Origin of the sequence: Photobacterium rosenbergii, from assembly GCF_033022775.1 — a bacterium.
In the GTDB taxonomy this organism is placed as follows: domain Bacteria; phylum Pseudomonadota; class Gammaproteobacteria; order Enterobacterales; family Vibrionaceae; genus Photobacterium; species Photobacterium rosenbergii_A.
In genome coordinates this window covers 1-25,184 of record NZ_JAWJZI010000020.1, presented here as the reverse complement: position 1 = coordinate 25,184, position 25,184 = coordinate 1, and the positions used below count along the sequence as shown (strand labels likewise).

The 25,184-nt window shown below is 55.2% G+C and carries 21 protein-coding genes; 4 read left to right on the top strand and 17 right to left on the bottom strand.

Translation table 11 applies throughout. The features are described from left to right. Positions 1-219: 219 nt before the first annotated feature. On the top strand, positions 220-690 hold the full coding sequence (gene zntR, locus R2X38_RS23725; RefSeq protein WP_317524808.1) for a Zn(2+)-responsive transcriptional regulator: 471 nt from the start codon (positions 220-222) through the stop codon (positions 688-690). A gap of 93 nt (positions 691-783) precedes the next feature. Continuing rightward, positions 784-1,065, top strand: a complete 282-nt coding sequence (locus tag R2X38_RS23720) for a pyrimidine/purine nucleoside phosphorylase (RefSeq protein ID WP_107301215.1) — start codon at positions 784-786, stop codon at positions 1,063-1,065. 61 nt (positions 1,066-1,126) lie between these two features. On the opposite strand, the gene R2X38_RS23715 is transcribed toward R2X38_RS23720, so the two are convergent. The 12 genes from R2X38_RS23715 to R2X38_RS23660 form a co-directional block, all read right to left on the bottom strand. Beyond that, the gene (locus R2X38_RS23715; RefSeq protein ID WP_411185881.1) at positions 1,127-1,639 is read right to left on the bottom strand and encodes a fasciclin domain-containing protein; all 513 of its coding nucleotides are present in this window, start codon (positions 1,637-1,639) and stop codon (positions 1,127-1,129) included. A 179-nt stretch (positions 1,640-1,818) separates the two neighbouring features. After that, a complete protein-coding gene (fis, locus tag R2X38_RS23710) occupies positions 1,819-2,115 on the bottom strand; it encodes a DNA-binding transcriptional regulator Fis (RefSeq protein WP_005372656.1) in 297 nt (98 codons plus the stop codon). A 22-nt stretch (positions 2,116-2,137) separates the two neighbouring features. Then, entirely contained in the window at positions 2,138-3,103 is a 966-nt protein-coding gene (gene dusB, locus R2X38_RS23705) for a tRNA dihydrouridine synthase DusB (RefSeq protein ID WP_317524832.1), read from the bottom strand. Positions 3,104-3,252: 149 nt separating this feature from the next. Then, positions 3,253-4,137, bottom strand: a complete 885-nt coding sequence (gene prmA / locus R2X38_RS23700) for a 50S ribosomal protein L11 methyltransferase (protein WP_317524806.1) — start codon at positions 4,135-4,137, stop codon at positions 3,253-3,255. A gap of 106 nt (positions 4,138-4,243) precedes the next feature. After that, a complete protein-coding gene (panF, locus tag R2X38_RS23695; protein ID WP_317524805.1) occupies positions 4,244-5,701 on the bottom strand; it encodes a sodium/pantothenate symporter in 1,458 nt (485 codons plus the stop codon). Then, the gene (locus R2X38_RS23690; protein ID WP_317524804.1) at positions 5,694-5,975 is read right to left on the bottom strand and encodes a YhdT family protein; all 282 of its coding nucleotides are present in this window, start codon (positions 5,973-5,975) and stop codon (positions 5,694-5,696) included. Before R2X38_RS23690 ends, panF begins: the two co-directional genes overlap by 8 nt. Positions 5,976-6,160: 185 nt before the next feature. Next, positions 6,161-7,504, bottom strand: a complete 1,344-nt coding sequence (gene accC, locus R2X38_RS23685) for an acetyl-CoA carboxylase biotin carboxylase subunit (protein WP_317524803.1) — start codon at positions 7,502-7,504, stop codon at positions 6,161-6,163. A 12-nt stretch (positions 7,505-7,516) separates the two neighbouring features. Then, positions 7,517-7,981, bottom strand: coding sequence for an acetyl-CoA carboxylase biotin carboxyl carrier protein (gene accB / locus R2X38_RS23680; RefSeq protein ID WP_317524802.1), 465 nt, complete (start codon positions 7,979-7,981; stop codon positions 7,517-7,519). 19 nt (positions 7,982-8,000) lie between these two features. Beyond that, entirely contained in the window at positions 8,001-8,456 is a 456-nt protein-coding gene (gene aroQ, locus R2X38_RS23675; RefSeq protein WP_317524801.1) for a type II 3-dehydroquinate dehydratase, read from the bottom strand. Between the two features lie 351 nt (positions 8,457-8,807). Further along, a complete protein-coding gene (acs, locus tag R2X38_RS23670; RefSeq protein ID WP_317524800.1) occupies positions 8,808-10,757 on the bottom strand; it encodes an acetate--CoA ligase in 1,950 nt (649 codons plus the stop codon). A 250-nt stretch (positions 10,758-11,007) separates the two neighbouring features. Further along, positions 11,008-11,649, bottom strand: coding sequence for a 3'-5' exonuclease (locus R2X38_RS23665; protein WP_411185866.1), 642 nt, complete (start codon positions 11,647-11,649; stop codon positions 11,008-11,010). A gap of 18 nt (positions 11,650-11,667) precedes the next feature. Continuing rightward, positions 11,668-13,470: a putative nucleotidyltransferase substrate binding domain-containing protein gene (locus R2X38_RS23660; protein ID WP_317524799.1), complete on the bottom strand. Its 1,803-nt coding sequence runs from the start codon at positions 13,468-13,470 to the stop codon at positions 11,668-11,670. A 217-nt stretch (positions 13,471-13,687) separates the two neighbouring features. On the opposite strand from R2X38_RS23660, the gene R2X38_RS23655 reads away from it, so the two are divergent. Next, the gene (locus tag R2X38_RS23655) at positions 13,688-14,872 is read left to right on the top strand and encodes a 3-phenylpropionate MFS transporter (RefSeq protein ID WP_317524798.1); all 1,185 of its coding nucleotides are present in this window, start codon (positions 13,688-13,690) and stop codon (positions 14,870-14,872) included. A gap of 133 nt (positions 14,873-15,005) precedes the next feature. After that, entirely contained in the window at positions 15,006-18,473 is a 3,468-nt protein-coding gene (locus tag R2X38_RS23650; protein WP_317524797.1) for a PAS domain-containing hybrid sensor histidine kinase/response regulator, read from the top strand. A gap of 176 nt (positions 18,474-18,649) precedes the next feature. On the opposite strand, the gene R2X38_RS23645 is transcribed toward R2X38_RS23650, so the two are convergent. The 5 genes from R2X38_RS23645 to R2X38_RS23625 form a co-directional block, all read right to left on the bottom strand. Beyond that, the gene (locus R2X38_RS23645) at positions 18,650-20,353 is read right to left on the bottom strand and encodes a sodium:solute symporter family protein (protein WP_317524796.1); all 1,704 of its coding nucleotides are present in this window, start codon (positions 20,351-20,353) and stop codon (positions 18,650-18,652) included. A gap of 11 nt (positions 20,354-20,364) precedes the next feature. Continuing rightward, positions 20,365-20,631, bottom strand: coding sequence for a DUF4212 domain-containing protein (locus tag R2X38_RS23640; protein WP_317524795.1), 267 nt, complete (start codon positions 20,629-20,631; stop codon positions 20,365-20,367). A gap of 209 nt (positions 20,632-20,840) precedes the next feature. Then, entirely contained in the window at positions 20,841-21,476 is a 636-nt protein-coding gene (locus R2X38_RS23635; protein WP_317524794.1) for a response regulator transcription factor, read from the bottom strand. Between the two features lie 285 nt (positions 21,477-21,761). Further along, positions 21,762-23,657, bottom strand: a complete 1,896-nt coding sequence (locus R2X38_RS23630; RefSeq protein ID WP_317524793.1) for a protein-disulfide reductase DsbD — start codon at positions 23,655-23,657, stop codon at positions 21,762-21,764. A gap of 149 nt (positions 23,658-23,806) precedes the next feature. After that, a complete protein-coding gene (locus R2X38_RS23625; protein WP_317524792.1) occupies positions 23,807-24,718 on the bottom strand; it encodes a LysR family transcriptional regulator in 912 nt (303 codons plus the stop codon). Positions 24,719-25,184: the final 466 nt, after the last annotated feature.

Below are 25,184 nucleotides of genomic sequence, written 5' to 3'. Positions count from 1 at the left end.
CAACCATCTCTTTGTAAACACGGAGGACTATTTGCCAAAAGCCAGAGGAGATAGGCTGGCTTTTGGTAAATACCCTCGGCTAGAATCGAAGATATACACAGTGCTGCTGTTGGTGTGTTGTGATCAACGTGGCATATTTTACATTAATTCCACCACTACGCAAACGTTTGCTTTTTGATGTCTACTTTGATGTTTGCGTGGTATTGAAGGTAGGGCGGTATGTATTTGATTGGTCAGCTGGCTAAGCATTGCGGTGTCAGTAGCGATACCTTGCGGTTTTACGAGAAGAATGGCTTGCTGGTTCCTGCTGGGCGCAGCGAGAGCGGTTACCGTCTCTATAGCGAAGACGACCTGTCGCGGATCCATTTTATTCTCCGGGCCAAGGCCATTGGCCTGAGCCTGGATGAAATCAGGGAGCTACTGGATATTCGCCTCGAAGCCAGCCAGCACAGTTGCGCCGAGGTCAAGGCGATCACCCAGGCCAAATTGGACGAGGTGGACCGCAAGATGGCGGAGTTGTCACGGATCCGCAACGCGCTGAAAAAAATCAATGATGCCTGTTGTGGCCATGTCGATGACGATGCCAGCCATTGCTCAATTCTTGAGGCGCTGGGGGACGAAGAGGCTGACAGTATTGGCAAAAATGACAGCCGATGTTGTAGCGGTCGGACTACGTGTACCGAGCAATAGCCTGAAATGAGAGCAATAACGATAAATTATATTGGGCAGGCGGTAAAGTTGTGGTAGCGTCGATGTATCAGGTTGTTATTGATAGGGAAAGTCATGTTGAAAGTAAATGAGTATTTTGATGGCCAGGTAAAATCACTGGGATTTGAAACATCTGGCGAGCGTGCCAGTGTCGGTGTAATGGCTGCGGGCGAATACACTTTTGGTACTGCCGCGCCGGAGCGAATGACGGTGGTTAAAGGCGCCCTGACGGTGAAACTACCGGGTCATATCGAATGGGAAACCTACTACGCTGGTGATGACTTTGAAGTGCCTGGCGACTCTTCGTTTGACGTTAAGGTGTCCGAACCAACTGCCTACCTGTGTGATTACCTTTAATAGACAGGCGCTTCACCGAGGGTGAAGCGCTACTGCTCTCTACTCTATTGGCATCGAGCCATTATTCTTCTTGCGCTGGGATCAGCACCGTGTCGATGACATGGATCACCCCGTTACTGGCTGGCACGTCTGCCAGGATGACGTTGGCGCCGTTGATAGTTACCTTACCATCGTCATCAGTCTCTATCGTGACGGTACCACCTTGTACAGTTTCTGGTAGTTTGAGTTTGGCCACTTCCTCTGAAGAGATGGCACCAGGTAGGACATGGTAGGTCAAAATGGCTTGTAGTTTTTCTTTGTTTTCTGGCTCGAGCAATGCGGCCAGCGTACCTTCGGGGAGCTTGGCAAAGGCATCATCGGTCGGGGCCAACACCGTAAATGGACCTTTGCCTTCTAGAGTCCCAACCAGATCGGCAGCTTTAATCGCCATCACAAGAGTCTGGAAGTCATCATTGTTGGCGGCGACCTGTACCAAGTTCTTCTCTGCTTCGCTTGTTTCGTGGTGACTGGCCATAGCAAAGCCGGAGAACAGCATAACAACAAACATTAGAGTACGGCTGAATATACAGAGCATTGATTTCATCATTATTGCCTCGTTGTGGTTATCATCAAGCAACTAACGTACAAAGAAGCAGTATGGTTCAACCGACTTTATGGGCAGTCTTAATATTGAGAAGGGTAAGAGCGATAAAGAAAAAGCCCAAACCAGTTGCCTGGTTTGGGCTTTTCGCAATCAGGATAACCGAATGCGGCTTAGTTCATGCCGTATTTTTTCAGTTTCTTGCGAAGAGTACCGCGGTTGATACCCATCATGGTTGCCGCGCGGGTTTGGTTACCACGGGTGTACTGCATGATGGTGTCCAGCAGTGGCTGCTCAACTTCAGCAAGCACTAGCTCGTACAGATCATCGACTTCCTGACCGTTTAGTTGAGCCAGGTAGTTTTTCAGTGACGCCTTAACAGAGTCACGAAGTGGCTTCTGTGTGATTTGGTCCTGTGAAGTAACAGTAGTTACTGTCAATGCTTCGGAAGTCAGATTTTGTTCGAACATATTCTGTAAGCTCTTCTCGTATTTATGCAACGTTGTCGAAGTAGCCTTGCAGCGCATCGAGTTGCTGTTGGGCATCCTCGAGTGCGTTGAAGGTCCGGCGGAAACCACCTGCTGGGGCATGCTCTTTCAAATACCAGCCCACGTGCTTGCGCGCGATACGCAAACCCAGGTACTCACCGTAGAAACGGTGGAGTTCCTGGACGTGGCCCAGCATGATGCTACCAACTTCATCGAATGATGGAGCCGGCAGGTGTTCGCCAGTTGTTAAGTAATGGTGGATTTCCTGGAAAATCCACGGCCGACCTTGCGCAGGGCGGCCAATCATCAAGCCATCGGCACCGGTGTAATCCAGTACAAAGCGTGCCTTCTCCGGTGAGTCGATATCACCGTTCGCAATCACCGGAATCGAGATCGCTTCTTTCACTGCCTTGATGTAATCGTATTCTGCCTCGCCTTTGTACATACAGGCTTTGGTCCGGCCGTGCAGGGCCAGCGCCTGGATGCCACATTGTTCGGCACGTTTGGCAATATCGACACAGTTTCGGTTATCAAGATCCCAGCCGGTACGGGTTTTGAGCGTCACCGGAACATCAACCGCCTCGACGACGGTACGAAGGATATCTTCGATCAGCTCTGGATACTGCAGCAGGGCAGAGCCTGCCAGGCGTTTGTTGACCTTCTTGGCTGGACAGCCCATGTTGATATCGATGATTTGCGCACCGTTTTCAACACTGAACTGCGCCGCCTCGGCCATCAGTTTGGGATCAGCGCCAGCGATTTGCACTGAGCGGATCCCTGACTCGCCTTCATGTACCATGCGGTTCTGAGACTTGGCTGTTTTCCACAGGTCCGGGTTAGACGACATCATTTCGCTCACTGCCATACCTGCCCCGTAGCGCAGGCATAATTCGCGAAATGGCCGATCGGTCACACCTGCCATTGGGGCGACTATCAGCTGGTTGTTAAGTTGATAAGGACCGATCTTCAAACGTCTATTCCTGACTATGCCAGTAAGGGCGCGCATTTTACGCATTTTTTCCCCTTCTGAAAAGGCCAATAATTGAGCATTTAGGTTTTGATTTTCAAAACTGTACTTTTTTCAATCAATTGACTGTTTATCGAAGAGGAAAAAGTCGATTACGCTTTGCGCCCTGAGATGCGACACCACTCTTCGCGGGCGGCAATCGGGTCAAGCGTCAGCTCGTCGCTGTAGTAGGTCGCGACATCTTCTGCCTGGCTCTCCAGCACGCCTGAGATAGCCAGCAGGCCACCGTCTTTGACCAGGCTCTTGATCACCGGCGATAGCTCGCGCAGCGGGCCGGCCAGGATGTTGGCGACAACCACGTCTGCCTGGATACCTTCAGGCTGGTCCTGAGGCAGGTACAGCTCGAGGTTTTCCGCCACGCCATTGCGCTCGGCATTGTCGCGGGAAGCTTGGATAGCCTGCGGGTCGATATCGATGCCGATCACCTTCTCGGCGCCCAGTTTCAAGGCAGCAATTGCCAGGATGCCTGAGCCACAACCGAAGTCGATGATGGTTTTGCCGGTCAGGTCTTGGCCGTCCAGCCACTCAAGGCAAAGTGATGTGGTTGGATGGGTACCGGTACCGAAGGCTAGGCCCGGATCCAGCATCACGTTGACCGCATCCGGCTCGGGTACTTCACGCCAGCTTGGGCAAATCCACAGGCGGCGGCCAAAGCGCATCGGGTGGAAGTTGTCCATCCACTCGCGCTCCCAGTCCTTGTCTTCCAACTGCTCGATTTTGTGGGCAAAATCGTCGGCAATCAGCGGGCTGTTGTTGAGCATCTCCAGGACAAAATTCATGTCCGTTTCTGCATCGTACAGGCCGACCACATCCGTATCGCCCCACAGGCGGGTTTCGCCCGGTAGTGGTTCGAATACTGGCGTGTCCTGGGCATCAAGGAAGGTAACCGAGACTGCGCCCGTCTCTTCCATCAGCATATCGCCGATAGCTTCAGCATTCTCAGCCGTCGCGTTCAGTTTGATTTGAATCCAAGGCATGGTTATTTCGCTTTTAGGTTAGCTAAATTCAAGGATGCGGAGTCTAGCATGATTTTTAGCCAGTTAAAAAAAAGATAGCACCCGAAGGTGCTATCTGTAGGTTGATTTAGACCTGTTGCAAGGTCTGCTGCGGAACAGGTCTTGCCAGGCTTCCTAAAACGAAGGTGACAAGGCCTATCGCCAATGTCGGTACGATGGCATGGATACCGCCTAAATCGGGCTTGAGCAGCGATAGAGCGATATAACAGGCCAGTCCGCTGACCATGGATGCGAAGGCACCGGTGGCCGAGGCCTTTTTCCAGTACAGGCCCAGCACCAGCGGCCACAGGAATACCGCTTGCATACCACCAAAGGCCAACAGGTTGAGCCAGATGATCATATCCGGCGGGTTAGTCGCGGCAACAAAGACCAGCAGTGAGAAAATACCGGTGACCCACAGCGACATCTTCGGCAGGCGGCTTTCCGCCTCCGGGCCCTGGGCGGCTTTCGGATTGATGTAGTTGAGGTACAAATCCTTGAGCAGGGTGGCTGAGGCCTGGATCAGCTGGGAGTCGATGGTCGACATAATCGCTGCCATTGGACCGGCCAGAAATACCCCGGCAACCACAGGCGGCAGTACCGTCATCATCAGGGTCGGCATGATCTGATCCGGGCTGGCAATATCCGGCACGATGGCGCGGCCAAGTGCGCCGGCAAGGTGCATGCCGAGCATCAGGAAGGCCACCATGGCGGTGCTGATCACCATGCCCTTATGCAGGGAGCCGGTGGATTTATAGGACATGCAGCGCACTGCGGCATGGGGCAGGCCGATAACCCCGAAACAGACCAGCACCCAGAAACTGAGCATGAAAGGCTGGCTGAGGAAATTGTCCGGGCCGAACGGGGTGACCAATGCCGGGTCGATACGGTGCAGCTCGCCCATCATCTCGCCGATGCTGCCACCGGCATGGACGATACCGACCAGTAGCGCAATGGTGCCGATGATCATCATGATCCCCTGCACGGTATCGGTCATCACCACGGCACGGAAGCCACCGATGGTGGTGTAGAGGCCGACGGTGGTAGCAAACAGGATCAAGCCGTGATGGTAGGACAGGCCGGTGACCGTCTGCAGCAGGCGGGCACCGCCGACAAACTGCACTACCATAGTGCCGAAAAACGCCAGCAGCAATGCCAGCGAGGCGAATATTACTACCCCGCGGTTCTTATAGCGGGCATAGAGAATGTCGTTCAGTGTCAGGGCGTTGTGGCGGCGTGCTTCGATAGCGAACTTCTTGCCCAGCACCCCGAGGGTCAGCCAGGCTGCCGGAAGCTGGATCATGGCCAGCAGCACCCAACCGAGTCCCATTTTGTAGGCGGCACCCGGCCCACCGATAAACGAGCTAGCACTGGCATAGGTCGCTGCCAGCGTCATGGCAAGGACAAAGCCACCCATGCTGCGGTTACCGACCAGATATTCGTTGAGGAAGCCATTGCCGGTGCCGCGATGGCGGCGGGTGTAGATGGCTAGGCCGAACACGGCCATCAGGTACAAGACGAGTGGGATCAGCAGTTGGCTATTCATCATTTGCCTCCTGCTCGACTTCAAGCGACATGTCGCGGTAGATATATTTCACCATCAGGCCGCAGAGTACAGTAAACAGGATAGGGCCGATGATACAAGCCAGCAGGAACCACAGCGGGAATCCCCAGTACAGGGTAGGCAGGCTTTCGTCTATGCCGTTAGGGGCAAAAGCATAGGCCGAGAAATACCACCAGGCGAAGTAGGCCAGAGCGAGGCCGACAGCCCATTTGGCTTCTTTGTGGGCCTGGCGATAGCGCGCAGACAGCGTTTTCATGGTGTTTTTTCCGGTTGATGGGCAGCGAAGGGGCAGCGTGAAGGTGCGCCTTTGCTCATTCTTCATACAAATTTAAGGAGGCTATTGTGGCAAAAGTTAGCAGGGAGCGCTAGGAAGCGAGCAACAATGCGATACAAAGAGATAAAAAAAGCTGCCGAAGCAGCTTTTTACTGAGGATGTCAACCTTACTGCAGGCCGAGTTTCTTCTCCAGGTAGTGGATATTGGCACCACCGTGCTGGAAGTTCTCGTCTGCCATGATTTCCTGCTGCAGAGGAACGTTGGTCTTGATACCGTCGATGATCATCTCACCAAGCGCGTTCTTCATGCGGGCAATCGCCACGTCACGGTTCTCGCCGAAGGTGATCAGCTTACCGATCATTGAATCGTAGAACGGTGGAACGCTGTAGCCAGAGTAGATGTGCGATTCCCAACGCACGCCCATACCGCCAGGAGCGTGGAAGCGTTCGATCTTGCCCGGGCAAGGTAGGAAGCGCTCAGGATCTTCGGCGTTAATACGACACTCAACGGCGTGGCCTTTGATCTTGATGTCATCCTGGGTGAACGACAGTGGCTGACCCGCAGCGATGCGCAACTGCTCTTTGATCAGGTCAACGCCGGTCACCATCTCGGTTACTGGGTGCTCAACCTGGATACGGGTGTTCATCTCGATGAAGTAGAACTCGCCGTTCTCGTACAGGAATTCGAAGGTACCGGCACCGCGGTAGCCGATTTCGATACACGCACGGGTACAACGTTCACCGATGTACTTGCGCATTTCTTCGGTGATACCCGGCGCTGGTGCTTCTTCGACAACCTTCTGGTGGCGGCGCTGCATTGAACAGTCACGCTCACCGAGGTGGATAGCACCGCCCTGGCCGTCAGCCAGTACCTGAACTTCGATATGGCGTGGGTTTTCAAGGAACTTTTCCATGTAAACCATATCGTTGTTGAAGGCTGCCTTGGCTTCGGCACGGGTCATCTGGATAGCTTCGATCAGCTCAGCTTCGCTGCGAACCACACGCATACCACGGCCGCCGCCGCCGCCAGACGCCTTGATGATCACCGGGTAGCCGATACGCTTGGCAAAGGCTTTGTTCTTGGCGTCATCGTCATCAAGCGGGCCGTCAGAGCCCGGTACACAAGGAACACCGGCTTTTTTCATCGAGGTGATGGCTGAAACCTTGTCGCCCATCAGGCGGATAGTCTCAGCTTTCGGGCCTACGAAAATGAAGCCAGAGCGCTCAACCTGCTCGGCAAAATCCGCGTTTTCAGACAGGAAGCCGTAACCCGGGTGGATAGCCACCGAGCCAGTAATTTCTGCCGCGCTGATAATACGAGGGATGTTCAGGTAGCTCTCGGTACTCTTGGCAGGGCCAATACAGATCGCTTCATCAGCCAGTAGTACGTGCTTGAGATCACGGTCAGCGGTGGAGTGCACCGCGACCGTCTTGATACCGAGTTCTTTACATGCGCGCAGGATACGCAGCGCAATCTCGCCTCGGTTGGCAATTACAATTTTATCTAGCATAAAAGGCCCCGGTTACTCGATGATAACTAGTGGCTGGTCGAACTCAACGGCATCACCGTCTTCTGCCAGGATAGCTACAACCGTACCGGCTTTGTCAGCTTCGATCTGGTTCATCATCTTCATTGCTTCGACGATACACAGGGTATCACCAGCATTGACAGATTGGCCGATTTCAACAAATGGTTTCGCATCTGGGCTAGGCGCACGGTAGAAGCTACCTACCATTGGCGACAGGACCTGGTGGCCAGCAGGCGTTGCAGCAGCTGGTGCTTCGGCTGTAGGAGCAGCGGCTGGTGCGGCAGCCGGAGCGGCTGGTGCGGCAACCGGTGCAGGAGCAGCAATCACCTGAGTAGGTGCAGCGACTGGGGCAGTGGCACGGCTGATGCGTACTGACTCTTCACCTTCAGAGATTTCCAGCTCGGCAATACCAGACTCTTCTACTAGCTCAATCAGTTTTTTGATTTTACGAATATCCATTTATCTTTCTCTTTTATGTTCAGTTGGCGTCTGCTTGCAGACGGCGTACCGCAGCTTGCAGGGCGAATTCATAACCATCTGGGCCCAGGCCGCAGATCACCCCGACAGCCTTATCTGACAGGTAGGAGTGGTGGCGGAATGGTTCCCGGGCATGAACATTAGACAGGTGTACTTCAATGAACGGGATGCTGACTCCCAGCAGGGCATCGCGAATAGCAACGCTGGTGTGGGTAAAGGCAGCGGGATTGATCAGAATGAAATCGACCGTGCCGTGGGCCTGGTGGATTGCATTGATGATTTCGTGTTCCGCGTTCGATTGGATGTGGTCTAGCGTCACGCCTAACTCGGAGGCTTTGGCAGTTAAGTGCGTTACGATCTGGGCCAGAGACTGCTGGCCGTAATGTCCCGGCTCGCGCAAACCCAGTAGGTTCAGATTCGGGCCATTGATCAGTAAAATTCGTTTAACGGTCGACATCTTGACGTTATATCACTTGTATTTGAGGTTTTACTCTAGCAACGTGCAAAAAGCTGAAATGTTGCTTCCCTGTGTTCCGATGTTATCTGCCAAAACATGCTTGATGTGCAATTATAGAGAATTCACCGCAAATCGCAGCAAAATACTGGTCTAATCACCACATTTTAATTTGTACACATGTACGCTGTCTGGCGCTAGAGAGGGGATGGAATTTATAGCAGCTGACACTATGCGTGACCCTTGGGCAGGAGACAATAGCTAGCGGCGACAGAAGTGTAACTTTTAGCACTGGATCAAAAAAGCCGCCGCCAGCGAGGGCTGGGGCGGCTTGGTTTGACTGAAGCGCCAGGGTTATAGCACTTTTTGCTTTTCTGCGATCAATTTATCCACCACGCTTGGATCGGCCAGGGTGGACGTATCCCCCAGGGTTGCCGTATCGCCGGTGGCAATCTTGCGTAGGATACGGCGCATGATTTTGCCTGAGCGGGTTTTCGGCAGCGCGTCGGTCCAGTGCAGGAAGTCCGGTGTAGCGATCGGGCCGATTTCCTTGCGCACCCAGTCTTTGACTTCTTTGTGCAGCTCTGCCGATGGAATTTCACCATCGTTGAGGGTGATATAGGCGTAGATGGCCTGGCCCTTGATATCATGCGGTACCCCGACAATGGCGGCTTCTGCAATCTTGTCGAAGGCCACCAGTGCCGACTCGATTTCCGCGGTCCCCATGCGGTGGCCGGAAATATTCAGTACATCATCGACACGGCCGGTGATCCAGTAGTAGCCGTCTTCATCGCGGCGGGCACCGTCACCGGTAAAGTACATGCCCTTGAAGGTCGAGAAGTAGGTTTGCTCGAAGCGCTCGTGATCGCCCCACAGGGTGCGCATTTGCCCCGGCCAGGAATCGATCATCACCAGGTTGCCCTCGGTGGCACCATCAAGGATGTTGCCCATGTTATCGACCAATGCAGGCTGCACGCCAAAGAACGGACGGGTGGCCGAGCCCGGCTTAAGCGCAGTTGCCCCCGGCAGCGGGGTGATCAGGATACCGCCGGTTTCGGTCTGCCACCAGGTGTCGACAATCGGGCAGCGGCTGTCACCAATGGTGCGGTGGTACCACTCCCACGCTTCAGGGTTGATAGGCTCGCCGACCGATCCCATGATGCGAAGCGATGAGCGCTTGGTGCCAGCAATGGCTTCGTCGCCTTTTGCCATCAGGGCACGGATTGCTGTCGGTGCGGTATAAAGGATGTTGACGCTGTGCTTGTCGACCACTTCGCTCATGCGGCTGGTCGATGGGTAGTTCGGTACACCTTCAAACAGCAAGGTCGTCGCACCGTTGGCCAGCGGACCGTAAACTAGGTAGCTGTGGCCGGTGATCCAGCCCACATCGGCGGTACACCAGTAGATATCGCCTTCCTGGTAGTCGAAGACATATTTGAAGGTCATGGTGGCGTAGACGAGGTAGCCGCCAGTGGTGTGCAGTACGCCTTTCGGCTTGCCGGTTGAACCCGAGGTGTAGAGGATGAACAGCGGATCTTCGGCATTCATTTCTTCTGGTTCACAATGGGAAGAGGCAACGGCTGTGGCTTCATGCCACCAGACATCACGGTTGCTGTCCCACTCAACGTTGCCGCCTGTGCGCTTGAAGACAATGACTTTCTCGACGCTGGTGACGTCGTCGTTGGCCAGCGCATCATCGACATTTTTCTTCAGTGGTACCGCACGGCCGCCGCGGATCCCTTCATCGGCTGTGACCACGACTTTGGCATTGGAATCGGTAATACGGCCAGCGAGGGCTTCTGGTGAGAAACCACCGAATACAATCGTGTGAACCGCACCGATGCGGGTACAGGCTAGCATGGCAACCGCGGCTTCGGCGACCATTGGCATGTAAAGGCAAACTACATCACCTTTGCGCACGCCTTGGCTCTTCAGGGCATTGGCAAACTGGCACACTTGCTCGTGCAGCTCGTTATAGGTGAGGGTGGCATCATCGGCCGGGTCATCGCCTTCCCAGATAATGGCTGGCTGGTCGCCGCGGGTCGCCAGGTGGCGGTCAATACAGTTGGCTGACACGTTGAGGGTGCCGTCTGCGAACCAGTTGATGCTGACATGGCCGGTATCGAACGAGGTGTTCTTGACCTGGCTGAATGGCTTGATCCAGTCGACGATCTGGCCGTGCTCGCGCCAGAAGCCTTCAGGGTTGATCACAGACTGCTGGTACATTTCACGGTACTGCTCGTCGGTAACATGGGCGTTGGCTGCGATGTCCTGGTTTACTGGATACACATGAACCTCACTCATTCTTTTCTCCTTGTGTTCCGTCAATGTCCGTACTGGACCGGATTATTCTGTATGCAGGTTTTTGGCTTGCGTGAATATTAACTTCCGACAGATTGCCGCAGGTCTCAATTAGACTTTAGGATGAGAGTGGCCGAAATGCGGGGTATCGGTCTGTTTTGCAGCCTTGTTGCAGTCAAAAACTTGCGCTTTATCGCTAACGCTGCGTAAGGCATTTTCAAGATAAGGTGTTGATAACTAAAATCTCTTGTGCTCAGCAGGGTGTTTGGCGAGCGACAGGGTGAGGCAGATCACCGTGTGTTAGCCGAACGTAGATCATGGCGGCGGCGATTGCATCTTGCAGGGCGTCGTGGCGCGGCGGCACCGGCAGGTCGAGGTGGCGGCTGATCGCCTCGAGGCTAAGGTCGAAATAGGCATTGGGCAGCTGGCGCTCGAGCTGCTCATGGTAGAGGTGGCTGACTTCGACAGTCTTGTTGGGCAGCGGGAAACCGAAGTGGCGGCGGAAATAGCGATCGAGGATCGTTTTGTCATAGCGGATATGGTAGCCGACCAACGGGCGGTTGCCGATAAAGGCCAGCAGTTTTTCCAGGGCCAGGCTCTCTTCCAGGCCCTGGTTGAGATCCTGATGGCGGATGCGGTGAATGGCCACCGAGCCGGCATCGAGGCTGGCTGGGGCTCGCAGGGTGAGGTGGATCGATTGGCTGGTCAGGATACGGTTGTCCTGGATCCGGGTCGCAGCGATGGTCACCAACTCGGCGCTGTGTGGATCCAAGCTGGTGGTTTCGCAATCGAGTGAAACCAGTTCGGTGCCGCGATAGCGGGAGAATAGGTTGTGGTACTCACTGTCCTTGAATTTATGGCGGTACCACCAGCGTCTCAGGGTATTGATCATCATAGTGCTCCTTGGCTGGTGTTAGTCGCGGATCTGGTAGTGATACCCGAGCCATTCCTTGAATTTTTTCACCACATGCAGGCTGTGACGCAGCAAGTCACGGTCGGCGCGGTTGAGCCGTTCGACATTGAGATGCTGTTGTAATCCACCGGCCGGGATATCCAGCTGCTGGCGCAGCCGCAATTTGATGAACAGCTTCAGGGCCTCGCTGAGGTTGGAAGCGGTCTCGGTTTCCAAGACCTTGTGCTGTGCCAGTTGCTCGAGGCGGGTGAAGGTATTGTTGTCCTCGATGCCGTGCTCCAGTGCCAGTGCCCTTACGCCGTGCACAATCGGGAAAATACCGCCACGCTTGATATCCAGCCCATCCTTGCCTGATTTCAACTTGCCGAACAAGGACAGCGGGACGCTAAAGCGTAGGGCCGGGCGGGTGAAGGTGGTTAGCAGCAATTCCTGCTCGGCCATTTGCTGGTGCAGTTGCTGCTTGATCGGGCGTAGCAGTTCGGGGTTGCCGGCGACGGCATGGCTGTCGGCGAGGATCGCCAAGTCCATCATTTCATTCTCGGTTCCCTTGCGGGCAAACTCTTTTAATGTATGTAACCACTCACTTTGGTGCTTGACCCACTTGGGGTTATTGACCATCACCTTGCCCGGGCAGAGCGGGTAGCCCAACTGGTGCAAGGTATGGGTCAGGGTGTCCATGGTGTCGCTCAGCCCCGGCCACTCGACACCGTCTTCGATGATCAGGGCATTGTCTTGATCCGTCTTGAGAATTTGCTCGCCTCGCCCTTCCGAGCCCATGACTACCAGGCAGCAGTGGTTCTGCAGTGCCTGCGGTACCACCAGGCGGAAGGCTTTTTCGATAATTTGCTCATTGACCGCCGCAATGAGCTCCATCACGAAACGGGTATGGATACCGTTGTTGAACAGGGTCGCCACCAGCCGTGATTGGCTGCTGGCTGCCAGCGAGAGCTCCTCGACAGTCGTTGCACGGGCGATCCGCAAAGTTAGTACATGGGAATGGGTCGAGAACAGGCTCAAGACCTGGGTCAGATCCAGCATGCCAACCAGCGCTTCGCCGTCGGTGACCGAGACCCGCTTGACCTTGTGCCGGGTCATCGCCAGCATGGCATTGAACAAGTAATCGCCTTTGCTGACGCTGATCACCGGACTGGTGGCCACTTCGCCAATGGCGGTAGAGGTGGGCAGGTTGTCGAGCATGACGGCATGAAGCAAATTGGTGCGGGTAATGATGCCGTAGGGCTGCTCGTCTCCCGCTTCGACCAAGGCGGCATCCATGCCCTGCTGCTGCAGTTTTACCGTTGCAGCGTGCAAATCACAGCTGCGCGGCAATATCAGGCAGGGTTGGATATTGCTACTGTCGACTCGGGTCAGTATGAACTCGGCCAGATTCTGCTGGCGCTGGGCCTCTTCCAGTAATTGCTGGCGGCGGGCCAGACTGGTATCGAAATAGGCGGCGAACTGGCTGTTGCCATGATAGAGGTCGAGAAACAGTGACTTGGGAACCAAGTAACACAGGGTATCTTCCAGCGCGGTATAGCGGTGGCGGCAGGTGGATTCGAGCTGGGAGCGGACATCGAACAGGTCATCGCTGGTGTAATGGGCATAGATTTCGCTACCGTCAGCGGCACTTTCCTCGACGCTGCCCTTGATAATGATGTGCAGTTGCTCGCTGGGTTTGCCGGCCTCGATCAGGATATCCCCATGGCGGTAGTAGGCCACATCCAACGAGTCGACCAGGCGCTGTTGTTGCTCGCTGCTGAGGCGGTCAAAAGGGGGCAGGGAAGTATCAAAGCTGTCGGACATGGCGGCTCTCCGGAACGATGGGCACTGTATGCAGTGTCTGCCTGTTGACGCAAAAGCTCCAGACGACTTTAGTCTACTATCAGCAAAAAAGGGTTGTCCTGCGAAGTACAGCTGGCAGTGAAATGGGGGAAAGAAAAAGAGCGGATAATTTCATTGGGGCTATGTTCCATTAGAGGCATAATAACGCCCAGATTTTTTCAGTACGATAGGACAAGGCATGTTTCGTAGTAGCCCTTACGGTTGGACCTCGCAGTACCTGCTGGGGTTTTTCTTTAATTATGGTGTTTATCTTCCGTTCTGGGCGTTGTGGTTGGCGCACCTTGAGGTCAGTGCCTCTAATATCGGCCTGTTGCTGGGACTGGGCTTTGGTGTCCGTTGCTTGGCTAACCTCGTTATCACTCCCCGTATTCATAAAGTCGAACATCTCATCCCGGCCCTGCGTGGTTTCGGTTTGGCAGCGCTGGTCAGCTGTGTCGCCTATATCTACTGCGGCGGAAGTTTGTGGGCACTCACTGTCATGACGGTGATATATAACATGATGGTCGGGCCTATCGTGCCGCTGTCAGATGCGTTGGCAAACCACTACGCCAAAGAAGGTCACCTAGACTATGGTCGAACTCGCCTGTGGGGCTCGATCGCTTTTATTGCTGGCTCTACGGTGGTGGGTTTGCTGGCGGCGCAATACAGCCCGGATGTGATCCCTTGGGTGGCCGCCGCGGGTTTGGTCGGGGCACTATTACTGGGTATGCGCCAGCCGACTATCCTGCCGGTTTCTGAGCCGGGCAGCCACGACCAGCCGCGTCCGGCCCTTATGCAGCTGTTGCGTGATCCGGCGGTCCTTCGTTTCCTGACCATTATTGCCTTGCTGCAGGGGAGCCATGCCGCCTACTACAGTTTCAGTGCTATTTACTGGAAGGAAGTGGGCTACAGCGAAGATGTCATTGGTTATCTTTGGAGCTTCTCGGTGGTCGCTGAGGTCGCCGTCTTTGCTCTAAGCAAGCGCCTTTTCGCCGGTTGGTCGGTGGTAGGGATGTTCCGCCTGGCCGCTGTTGGTGTGTTGATCCGCTGGGGGATCACCGCCAGCATGACCGAGCTGCCGTTGCTGGTTGCCGCGCAGGCACTGCACGGTGTGACGTTCGCTGCCTGTCACCTGGCTACTATTCGTTATATCCAGAAAGCACAGAGCAACCAGATGGTTGCCCTACAGGCATTGTATAACGCCTTGCCGATGGGCGCTTTCATGGCTCTGATGACCGCATTGAGTGGCTGGTTGTACGGTCTGTGGGGCGCCAACATCTTCTGGCTGATGGCGGCGATGGGGATCCCGGCGCTGCTGATGAAGGTCGAGCCCAAGGCCCGACGCCAGTTTGCCCAAGCGGGTGAAGCGGCCGATAACCCGTAATCCAGGCTTGGTTGTAGCACGCTGCAGCCAAGAACTGTGATCCTGCTGATTGGTGAGTGCCAGTGGTTTGGTTACACTGGTGCTCACAATATATTCAAATCATTTGGGTATTATCAATCAGTTGGAGATAAACATGGCACAGGGATGGATTGTCGTGCCTGTCACTTTGGCCTATCTGGGGCTGTTGTTCTGGATAGCCTGGTACGGAGACCGAAAAAAACAGTGGATGTCACGCTGGCGGCCGTGGATTTACTGCCTGTCGATTGCCGTGTATTGCACCTCCTGGACCTTCTACGGCACGGTTGGCCAAGCCAGCCAGAATATCTGGTCCTTCCTGCCTATCTATATAGCACCGATTTTGGTGTTCACTTTCTTCTGGCGGGTACTCGCCAGGCTCATACTGATTGCCAAGCGCGAACACATTACCTCTATTGCCGACTTTATTGCGGCCCGTTACGGTAAATCACAGGGCCTCGCGGTCTTGGTCACGCTGATTGCCGTGGTCGGCATATTGCCGTATATCGCTCTGCAGTTGCGTGGGATCACCATGGGGCTGGAGTTGGTCGCCCCGGGGCTGGGCCAGGGTATGGGCGTGCTCGGTGCGGATAGCTCGCTCGATACGGCCTGGGTCGTGACGGTAGCCTTGGCGGTCTTCACTGTGTTATTCGGTACCCGCCATATCGACAGTACCGAGCACCACCGCGGCATGATGATGGCGGTGGCGTTCGAATCCATTATCAAGCTGGTGGCCTTCCTGGTCGTCGGGGTGTTCGCCGTGGTGTTGCTGTTTGATATCCCCGATCTGACCACCGCAAGCCGCGAGTTACTCCAGCCGGCGAGCCCTCATGTCGGCAGTTTATTGATCCACACCCTGTTCACTATGGCGGCGATCATCTGTCTGCCGCGCCAGTTCCATACCACGGTGGTCGAAAATGAAAGGGCGCAGGACTTGCACCGGGCACGCTGGGTGTTCCCGGGCTATCTGGTGCTGATGGGGATTTTTGTTATCCCGTTGGCATTGGCAGGCCAGGTGTGGCTGCCCCATATCGCCGCCGATACCTATGTGATTAATTTGCCGTTGCTGCATGGTGCCGAAGGCATTGCCCTGCTGGCTTTCCTGGGGGGAACCTCGGCCGCGAGCGGGATGGTGATTGTTTCGACCATCGCCCTTGCCATCATGGTCTCCAACGATCTGGTGCTGCCGATGCTGCTGCGCCGTATGCGGATCTCTGGCCGTAACTACCACGCATTTTCGGGGATACTGCTCAATATCCGCCGTGGCCTGATCTTGCTCTTGTTATTGGCGGCGTGGGGCTTCTATCAGATATTGGGTGAAATCCCATCGCTGTCGGCTATCGGTTTGCTGTCCTTTGCGGCGATAGCCCAGTTTGCCCCGGCGCTGCTCGGTGGGATCTACTGGCGCGAAGGCAACCGCAACGGGGTGTATGCGGGCCTATTGGGCGGTATTGCCATTTGGGGGGTGACCATGATGGGCCAGACCAATATGCTGGCCGGTACACCGCAGACCAATATCTTGCTGTGGCTGCTAGCGCCGCCGAACTGGCCGGTGCTCGGCAAACTGTCGAGTGTCGATTGGGGTATGTTGTTGAGCTTGCTGGTCAATATTGGTTTGTACGTTAGTATCTCCTTACTAACTCGCTCAAGCCTGACTGAAAGGCTCCAGGCGGCTTCATTTGTTGGTGCGCCATTGCCGGAAAGCGGTGACAGCAGCTTGTACCAGACCCGGGTAACGGTCGCCGAGCTGGAAATGCTGGCGGCAAGGTTTGTTGGTCGCAAACGCATTCGCCATGCCTTCCGCCAGTTTGGCGAGCAGCGCCATGAAGCGCTTTTACCACAACAGCAAGCGCCTTCTACTCTGATCCGCCATACCGAAAGGGTGTTGGCGGGGGTGTTCGGGGCGTCTTCTGCCCGCTTGGTCCTGACATCGGCGTTGCAGGGGCGCAAGATGCAGCTCGAAGAAGTCGCAACGATTGTCGATGAAGCTTCGGAACTGTTTGATTTCAGCCGCGGCCTGCTGCAAGGGGCGATTGAGCATATCAGCCAGGGCATCGCGGTGGTCGACAAGCAGCTGCGGCTGGTGGCCTGGAATCAGCGCTATACCGAGCTGTTTACCTTCCCGCCCGGCCTGATCCAGGTCGGCAGGCCGATTGCCGATGTCATCCGCCACAATGCCGAGTTGGGGTTGTGTGGCCCGGGCGATCCGGAAAGCCATGTCGCCAAGCGGGTTGAGCACCTGCAGCGGGGCACGGCACATACGTCTTCACGCATCCGTCCTGACGGCCAGGTAATTGAAGTGCAGGGCAACCCGATGCCCGGTGGTGGCTTTGTGATGAGCTTTACTGATATCACCGAGTTCCGCAATACAGAAAAAGCTCTGCAGGAAGCCAATGAAACCCTGGAAGAACGCGTCAGGCAGCGAACCAGTGAACTCGAGCGGCTAAACCGCCAGCTGGTCAGTGCGACCCAGCAAGCTGAGCTACAGGCCCATTCCAAAGGGCGTTTCTTGGCAGCGGTCAGCCATGACTTGATGCAGCCGCTCAATGCCGCCAGGCTGTTTTCCTCCTCGTTGGCCGAAGTGGCAAAAGAGCAAGAAGCGGCCAAACTGGCCCGCCATATCGAGAGCGCTTTGGGCGCGGCGGAAGATTTGATTGGTGACTTGCTGGATGTGTCTCGGTTGGAGTCCGGTAAGCTGCAGGTCAATGTCCATGCGTTTCGGATCAGCGAAGTGCTCGATACCCTCAGTGCCGAGTTTGGCGCCTTGGCCCGCGAGCAGGGGATCACTTTCGAGGTGGTGCCTTGTAATGCGGTGATCCATTCGGATCCCAAATTGCTGCGCCGGGCACTGCAGAACTTCCTGACTAACGCGTTTCGCTATAATCCCAAAGGTAAGGTCGTGCTCGGCGTTCGCCGCCGTGGCAGTGGGCTGCAGGTTGAGGTGTGGGATAACGGCCCGGGCATTCCCGAGGAAAAGCAGGCTCATATTTTTGATGAATTTACCCGTATCGAACGCAGTGGGGTCGACCATGGACTCGGACTGGGCCTTGCCATTGCCCGCGGGATCAGCCGGGTATTGGATCATTCCCTGTCACTGCGCTCATGGCCGGGCAAGGGCACGGTATTCTCGCTCTGGGTACGACGGGGTGTGTTGGTCGAAGCGCCGGAGAAACCGGCGGTGGCTGAAAAGGCGCCCGCTCCGCTGGCTGGCCTCAAAGTGCTGTGTGTCGACAACGAGCCAGATATCTTGCTGGGGATGGAAACCTTACTGGCCCGCTGGGGCTGCGAGATCCGCCTGGCCGAAACAGTAACTGCGGCGATGCAGCAGCTGGCTGATGGTTGGCAGCCTGACTTTATCTTGAGTGATTATCACCTTACTGACGGTGAAACCGGGTTGCAGGTGCTGCAGCAATGCACCCTGAAGCTCGGTAGGTGTTTCCGCGGCGCGGTGATCAGTGCTGATAGAACCGAGGAGACCAAGACCATGATTGAAGGGCACGGTTTCAGTTTTATCAGCAAGCCGGTCAAGCCGCTCAAGCTGAGGGCTCTGCTTAACCAGCACCAGAAAGCGAGTGCAAAGTTATAGCCTTTAATTGCATGTCAGAGAGTGTAATTTCAAAGCCTACCCGACATGGAGGCCGGATTGGAGCGACAGGGATGTCTTTATGCGCTTTTGAAATTATCACTCTGTAACATGCCCTTACTTTGATAAAAAACGGAGCCAAGCAGGCTCCGTTTTTATTTGCTTATCAGGACATTTGATTAGTGATCGTGTGCAGCACCAGCACCTTTCGGATAGCGGATTGACTCCACCATATCCTGTACATCTTTCGGTACTTCGGCGGTGAACTTGTTCACGACAATCGATACTACGAAGTTCACACACATACCCAGCGTACCGATACCCTCAGGGCTGATACCGAACCACCAGTTTTCTGGCGTGCTCGCGGCTGGGTTGATGAACTTGAAGTAGATGATGTAGCTGGCGGTGAAGGCGATACCTGTCAGCATACCGGCAATCGCCCCTTCCTTGTTCATCTTCTTGTAGAAGATACCCAGGATAATTGCCGGGAAGAAGGAAGCCGCTGCCAAGCCGAAGGCAAAGGCGACAACCTGTGCCACAAAGCCCGGTGGATTGATACCCAGGTAACCCGCACCCACGATGGCGACGACGGCGGCGACACGAGCGGCAAGCAGCTCCTGCTTGTCGGTCATATTGGGCTTGAAGCCTTTCTTCAGCAAGTCATGGGATATCGAGGTCGAGATAACCAGTAGCAGACCTGCTGCCGTCGATAGTGCTGCTGCCAGACCACCGGCTGCCAGTAGTGCAACCACCCAGTTCGGTAGTTTCGCCAGCTCAGGAGAAGCCAGTACGATGATGTCACGGTTGATGGTCATCTCGTTGCGCTCATCGCCCGAGTAGAACATCATGCCGTCGCCGTTCTTGTCTTCCCAGCCGACTAGGCCAGTACTTTCCCAGTTTTTATACCAGCTTGGTGCATCTGCTGCAGCGACACCCTGCATGTCAGGACCGTTGATGGTCTCAATCATGTTGACACGGGCGAATGCGGCCACACCTGGTGCTGTGGTGTATAGCAAGGAGATGAACAGCAGTGCCCAACCGGCAGAGATACGAGCATCGCGCACTTTAGGTACCGTGAAGAAACGGATGATAACGTGTGGCAGACCTGCGGTACCCACCATCAGGGCAGCACAGATGAAGAACACATCTACCATGCTCTTGTTGCCTTCGGTATAGGCGGTGAATCCGAGCTCTTCGGTTAAGCCATCGAGCTTATCCAGCAGATAGACGTCAGTGCCCGAGATGGTCGACCCCATACCAATTTGCGGGAATGGATTGCCAGTCATCATGATTGAGGTAAAGATAGCCGGGACAAGGAAGGCGAAAATGAGCACACAGAATTGAGCAACCTGCGTATAAGTGATGCCTTTCATACCACCCAGTACGGCGTAGAAGAACACAATCCCCATACCGATGATGATACCCAGGTTGATATCAACCTCGAGGAAACGGGAGAACACCACGCCCACCCCACGCATTTGGCCTGCGACATAGGTAAAGGAAACGAAGATGGCACAGAAGACCGCCACCATACGTGCGGTTTTGGAGTAGTAGCGCTCGCCAATAAAGTCAGGCACGGTGAACTGACCAAATTTACGCAGGTAAGGTGCCAGGCAAAGTGCCAACAATACGTAGCCACCTGTCCAGCCCATCAGGTATACCGCACCATCGTAACCGACGAATGAGATGATACCGGCCATAGAGATAAATGATGCCGCCGACATCCAGTCAGCGGCGGTCGCCATGCCGTTGGCGACAGGGTGGACACCGCCACCGGCGACGTAGAACTCACTGGTAGACCCGGCGCGGGCCCAGACAGCGATACCAATGTACAGTGCGAATGTGATGCCGACGAGAATAAACGTCCAAGTTTGAATATCCATGTTCTAAACCCCTAGTCTTCCTGTACGTTGTATTTCTTGTCGAGCGCATTCATACGCGCTACGTAGACAAATATCAGGACAACAAAAGTATAAATTGACCCTTGCTGGGCGAACCAAAACCCAAGCTTGAAACCGCCCAGTTGAATGGTGTTGAGCGCATCGACAAATAAGATCCCTGCGCCATAAGACACCACAAACCAGATGGCCAGCAGTGTGCCCATAATTCCCAAGTTTTCCTTCCAGTAGGCTTGAGCATGTTCTGTTGATTCGAACGCCATTGCCTTCTCCTTCACGTCGTCATAAATCACGTTAATGAAATGTTACGCATTGACAATAGCAATGAATGGTCAAGGAAACAGTGCAACTTTAGTCGAGGAAAAAACGGCAAAATCGCTGGCTTAGCAGCGATTTTGTGAAGTCAGGCGGGAATTGAGGATGTTGTGAAAATGTTACGTTAGCCGAAAGTCTAACGGGATAATGAAAAAAATTACGGGTTGATATCCATCTGCTGCAGCAAGATGACCGCTTGGGTGCGGTTCTTGACCCCAAGCTTGCGGAAAATGGCGGTCATGTGGGCTTTGATGGTGGCTTCGGAGACATTGAGCTCATAGGCGATTTGCTTGTTGAGCAGGCCGTCGGAGAGCATTCCCAGCACCTTGTATTGCTGCGGGGTGAGGGCGGCGATTCTTTCTGTCAGCTCGGTGAGTTCATCGTTGTCTTCACCGAGCCCCTCCGGGAACACCGGCTCGCCATCAAGCACCTGGTTGAGCGAGCTGATCAGCGCCCGCATATCGCTGGATTTGGGAATAAAGCCAAACGCGCCGTGGCTGCGTACCTGGCGGATCACGCTCGGCTCTTCGCTGGCGGAAATCACCACAATCGGCAGGTCAGGGTATTGGCTACGGAGCTGGATCAGTCCCGACATGCCGTTGGCTCCGGGCATCTTGAGATCGAGTAGCAGCAGGTCGACATCGTCCTCTTTGTCGAGCAGGGTCAGCAGGCTGTCGAGCGAGTCGGCTTCGAGCAGGTTGGCCCCGCTGATCGCCATATGCACGGATTGAAACAGTGCATTACGGAACAGCGGGTGGTCATCGGCAATCACTATCGTGTACTGGGCGTCCATGGCAATCACATCTTGTTGTTTTTAATAACGCTATCACTGCCTTAAGAGTAGATCAATTTGTTAACACTCAAGATCTGAACTGGATCAGACCAGGGTGTCAGTGTTGTGCAACCAGCACTGCAATAGCGGGAGAGAGTGTGGTGGAAGCGGTGGATTAAGCGGGTGGAGGTTGGCACTGTCGGTGTGCTTTAGGTTGTGTTTTAGATATGGGGCAGGGAGGGGGGTAAGCTGCGGTCTCCGGTGGCGGAAACCGCATTTCTCGTTGTGCTCGTTAGCTAGGCACGCTTAACGGGCTAGCTGGTGATTGGCCAGATGGGCAAGGAAAGGCTCGGCCTTCATAAAGCCGGTCAGGCGCGCGCCTTCCATCCGGTTGCCATTACTGTCCCAGAAATCCAGGGTCGGCAGGCCGAGCACATCCATCGCCTGCAGCAGCTCGATATCGGCCGGTGAACTCTGGGTGACATCGGCCTGCAGCAGGACGAAGTGACCGAGCTGTTTGGCCACGGCCGGGTCGTGGAAGGTGTACTTCTCGAACTCCTTGCAGGCCACGCACCAGTCGGCGTAGAAATCGAGCATTACTGGCATTTGCAGGGCCTTGGCTTCTTCCAGTGCCAGGGTCAGATCATCGATATTGCTGACACGCTTGAATTCCACTTTGATTTCTTGCTCTGCTGCGACTTTTGCAGTGTTGCCTGTCAGCAGTGGGTACAGGGGCTTAACCGAGATAAACAAGCCGACAATCGCCACCACGGCCAGTGTGCTGCTGCGCCATGACACGGCCAGGGTATTTTTGACATGGTAGAGCCAGCCGAAGGCGGCAATACCGAGCAGCGACCACAGGTAAGGCATCAGGGCATCTGGCAGGATGCGCTCAAGCAGGAACAGCGGCACGGCCAGCAGGACAAAACCGAAGAAGGCTTTGACATGGTTCATCCAGTTGCCGGCTTTTGGTAGTAGCTTGTTGCCAAACATCGCGGCAAGGATCAGCGGGATCCCCATGCCGATAGCCAGGGCATAGAGGGCCACGGCACCCGTTAACAAGTCGCCGCTCTGGGCAACGTAGATCAGCGCGCCGGACAGCGGCGCGGTGGTGCATGGCGAGCAGACCAGCCCGGAGATCGCCCCCATGGCGAATACGCCGCCAGCGCTACCGCCTTGTTGCTTGTTGCTCAGGCTGTTGAGCCAGGTCTGGACGCTGCTCGGCAGTTGCAGGGTATACATGCCGAACATTGACATGGCCAGCGCGACGAACAGCACGCTCAGGCCGATCAGGATATACGGGTGTTGCAGGGCAGCCTGGAACTGCATGCCGGCAGAGGCAACCACCAAGCCGAGCAGGGTGTAGGTCAGCGCCATGCCTTGCACGTAGATAAAGGCAAGGCGGAAGGCGCGGCCGTGGCTGAGCTGGCCGTTGCCAAGCACGATACCGCTCAGGATCGGGTACATCGGTAGCACGCAGGGGGTGAAGGCAAGCCCTACTCCCAGAGCTAGGAAGACCAGCGGTGTCCACCATTGGTCGGCCAGGTCACTGGCCAGTTTGTCTTGCTCGGAAGCTGGTGGCGTGTTTGCATTTGAAGGTTGTGAGTATGTACTTACATTGCCTTCAGGGGCTTTTTGCTGTGCCGGCTGGCTGTCTGGTATTTGGCTGTCTGATATTGGAGCTTGAGGCTCAGAAGGTGCCGCATTGGCGGCTGCCATGACGGCGCTGAGCGGAACCTGGCGGATCTCCGGCGGGTAGCAGAAGCCAGCTTCGGCACAGCCCTGGTAGCGGATGGTCAGGGTATCGCTGTCGCTGGCCTGGACGATTGGGACGGTCAGGGTCAACGGCTCGGTGTAGATGTTGACCTCACCGAAGAACTCGTCGTGATAAGGCTTGCCGGTAGGGATATCCACTGTGCCCAGCGTCGCAGTGTCCGAGCTGACCGACAGCTGGTGCTGGTAGAGGTAGTAGCCCGGCTTTACCTGCCAGTCGAGATAAACCTGATCGCCCTGCTGGGTGAAGTTGAAGCTGAAGGCTTCATCAACGGCAACAAAGGTATTGGGTGAACTGTTGAAGCCCGGCAGTTTCAGGGCCGCGGCTGGGTGGCTGAGTACCAGCAGGCTGAGCAAGGCAAACAGGGAAAGGGTTCGCTTTAATGCGAACTGGTCTGCTGCACACTGAAGTCTTTGTAATAGTGTCATTAAATCTGGCTCGTCTATGAGTTGCCCTGCCCAAAGCGGCGGCAGGGAAAGAACAGCTAGTCTGGCGCAGCAACATGGGCCGCTAGCGGAAAAATCGCGCGCCATGACCTAACTATACTCTCTCAGACCGAGTTAATCAGTGTTTGGTTTTATTTGCTTGCGATAGCCTGCTGGCTATTGTCGAGTGCATCACGCATGAAGTCTGTGAAGATCTGGATATGGGCAGGGACATAGCCCAGGCGCTGGTAGAGCATGTAGATAGGGCGCGGCGGCGAGCACCAGTTTTCCATCATGGTAGAGAGCTGGCCTGCGGCAATGGCATCGGCCACAACATAGTTGGGCAGGCTGGCTATCCCCAGCCCCCGGATGGCGGCTTGCTTGATACTGTTGAGATCGGCAATTGCCATTCTGACCGGCGAGTTAATCCAGATGGTTTCCTGATTGCTTTTTTGGTTAGTTAGTGCCCACTCAAACTCTGGCACGCTGGCCAGGCGGGCATGGTCGTTGAGCTCATCCGGGTGGGATGGTGCGCCTTGGCTAGCAAGGTAGGCCGGGCTGGCGACCAGCACCCGCTGCGACTCGCCGATATTGGCAGCGGCGAAACTGGAGTCCGGTTGCTGGCCGACGCGGAATACCACGTCGTATTGCTCAGGGCTGTAGTCATGGTGCTGGTTAGACAGGTGGGTCAGCGACAGGGTGATCTCCGGGTACTGGGCAAGGAATTGGTTGAACAGCGGCATCAGCCGGTAGGTCAGCAGGCCGACCGGGGCCGAGACCCGCAGCGCGCCCTGTGGTTCGTTGTGGCTGCTATCGTGCAGCTCGGCTGTCGCGGACTCAAGTTGCGCCAGCAGCGGTTGGCAACGCTCGAAGTAATCCCGGCCGAGCGGTGTTAGCGACACATTGCGGCTGTCCCGGATCACCAGTTGGCTACCCAGGGTATCTTCCAACCGCTGGAGCCGCCTGCTCAGGGTTGTCGGGGGAATATCTAATGCACTGGCGGCTGCTCTGAAACTTCCGTGTTGGGCAATCTCAATCAGGGTGCGCAGGTCGTCTAACTTCATACCATTTTTGCATCGCTGCATAACACTTTTACCTCTATCACCAAGTTGCCTCAATGACTACTATTACTGGGCAGGCTTTCCTGTCTTGGCCTGCTCTGTAGCAAAAAGAGACATGAATCCGGTCGGGATGTTGGGATTGACGTCACCACCGGAATGAGCAAATACGTCGGGAATCCGTATTTGTTCTTGTCTTCGCCCTAGGACGGGGCGGAGACATTAAATTTCTATTGTAACCTTTCTTCTCGGCTCGAATCCTGAACCACACTTTTCATATCCTATATTTTCGCTTCTCTTGGTTGTCAAAACCGAGTTATTTTCGTGCGCCTAAACCATATACTTCCTGAATAAATTCATTTATTTCTTGATTGTTGTTGGTGGGTGCTCACAATGCCTCTAGCCTCTAGCCTCTAGCCTCTAGCCTCTAGCCTCTAGCCTCTAGCCTCTAGCCTCTAGCCTCTAGCCTCTA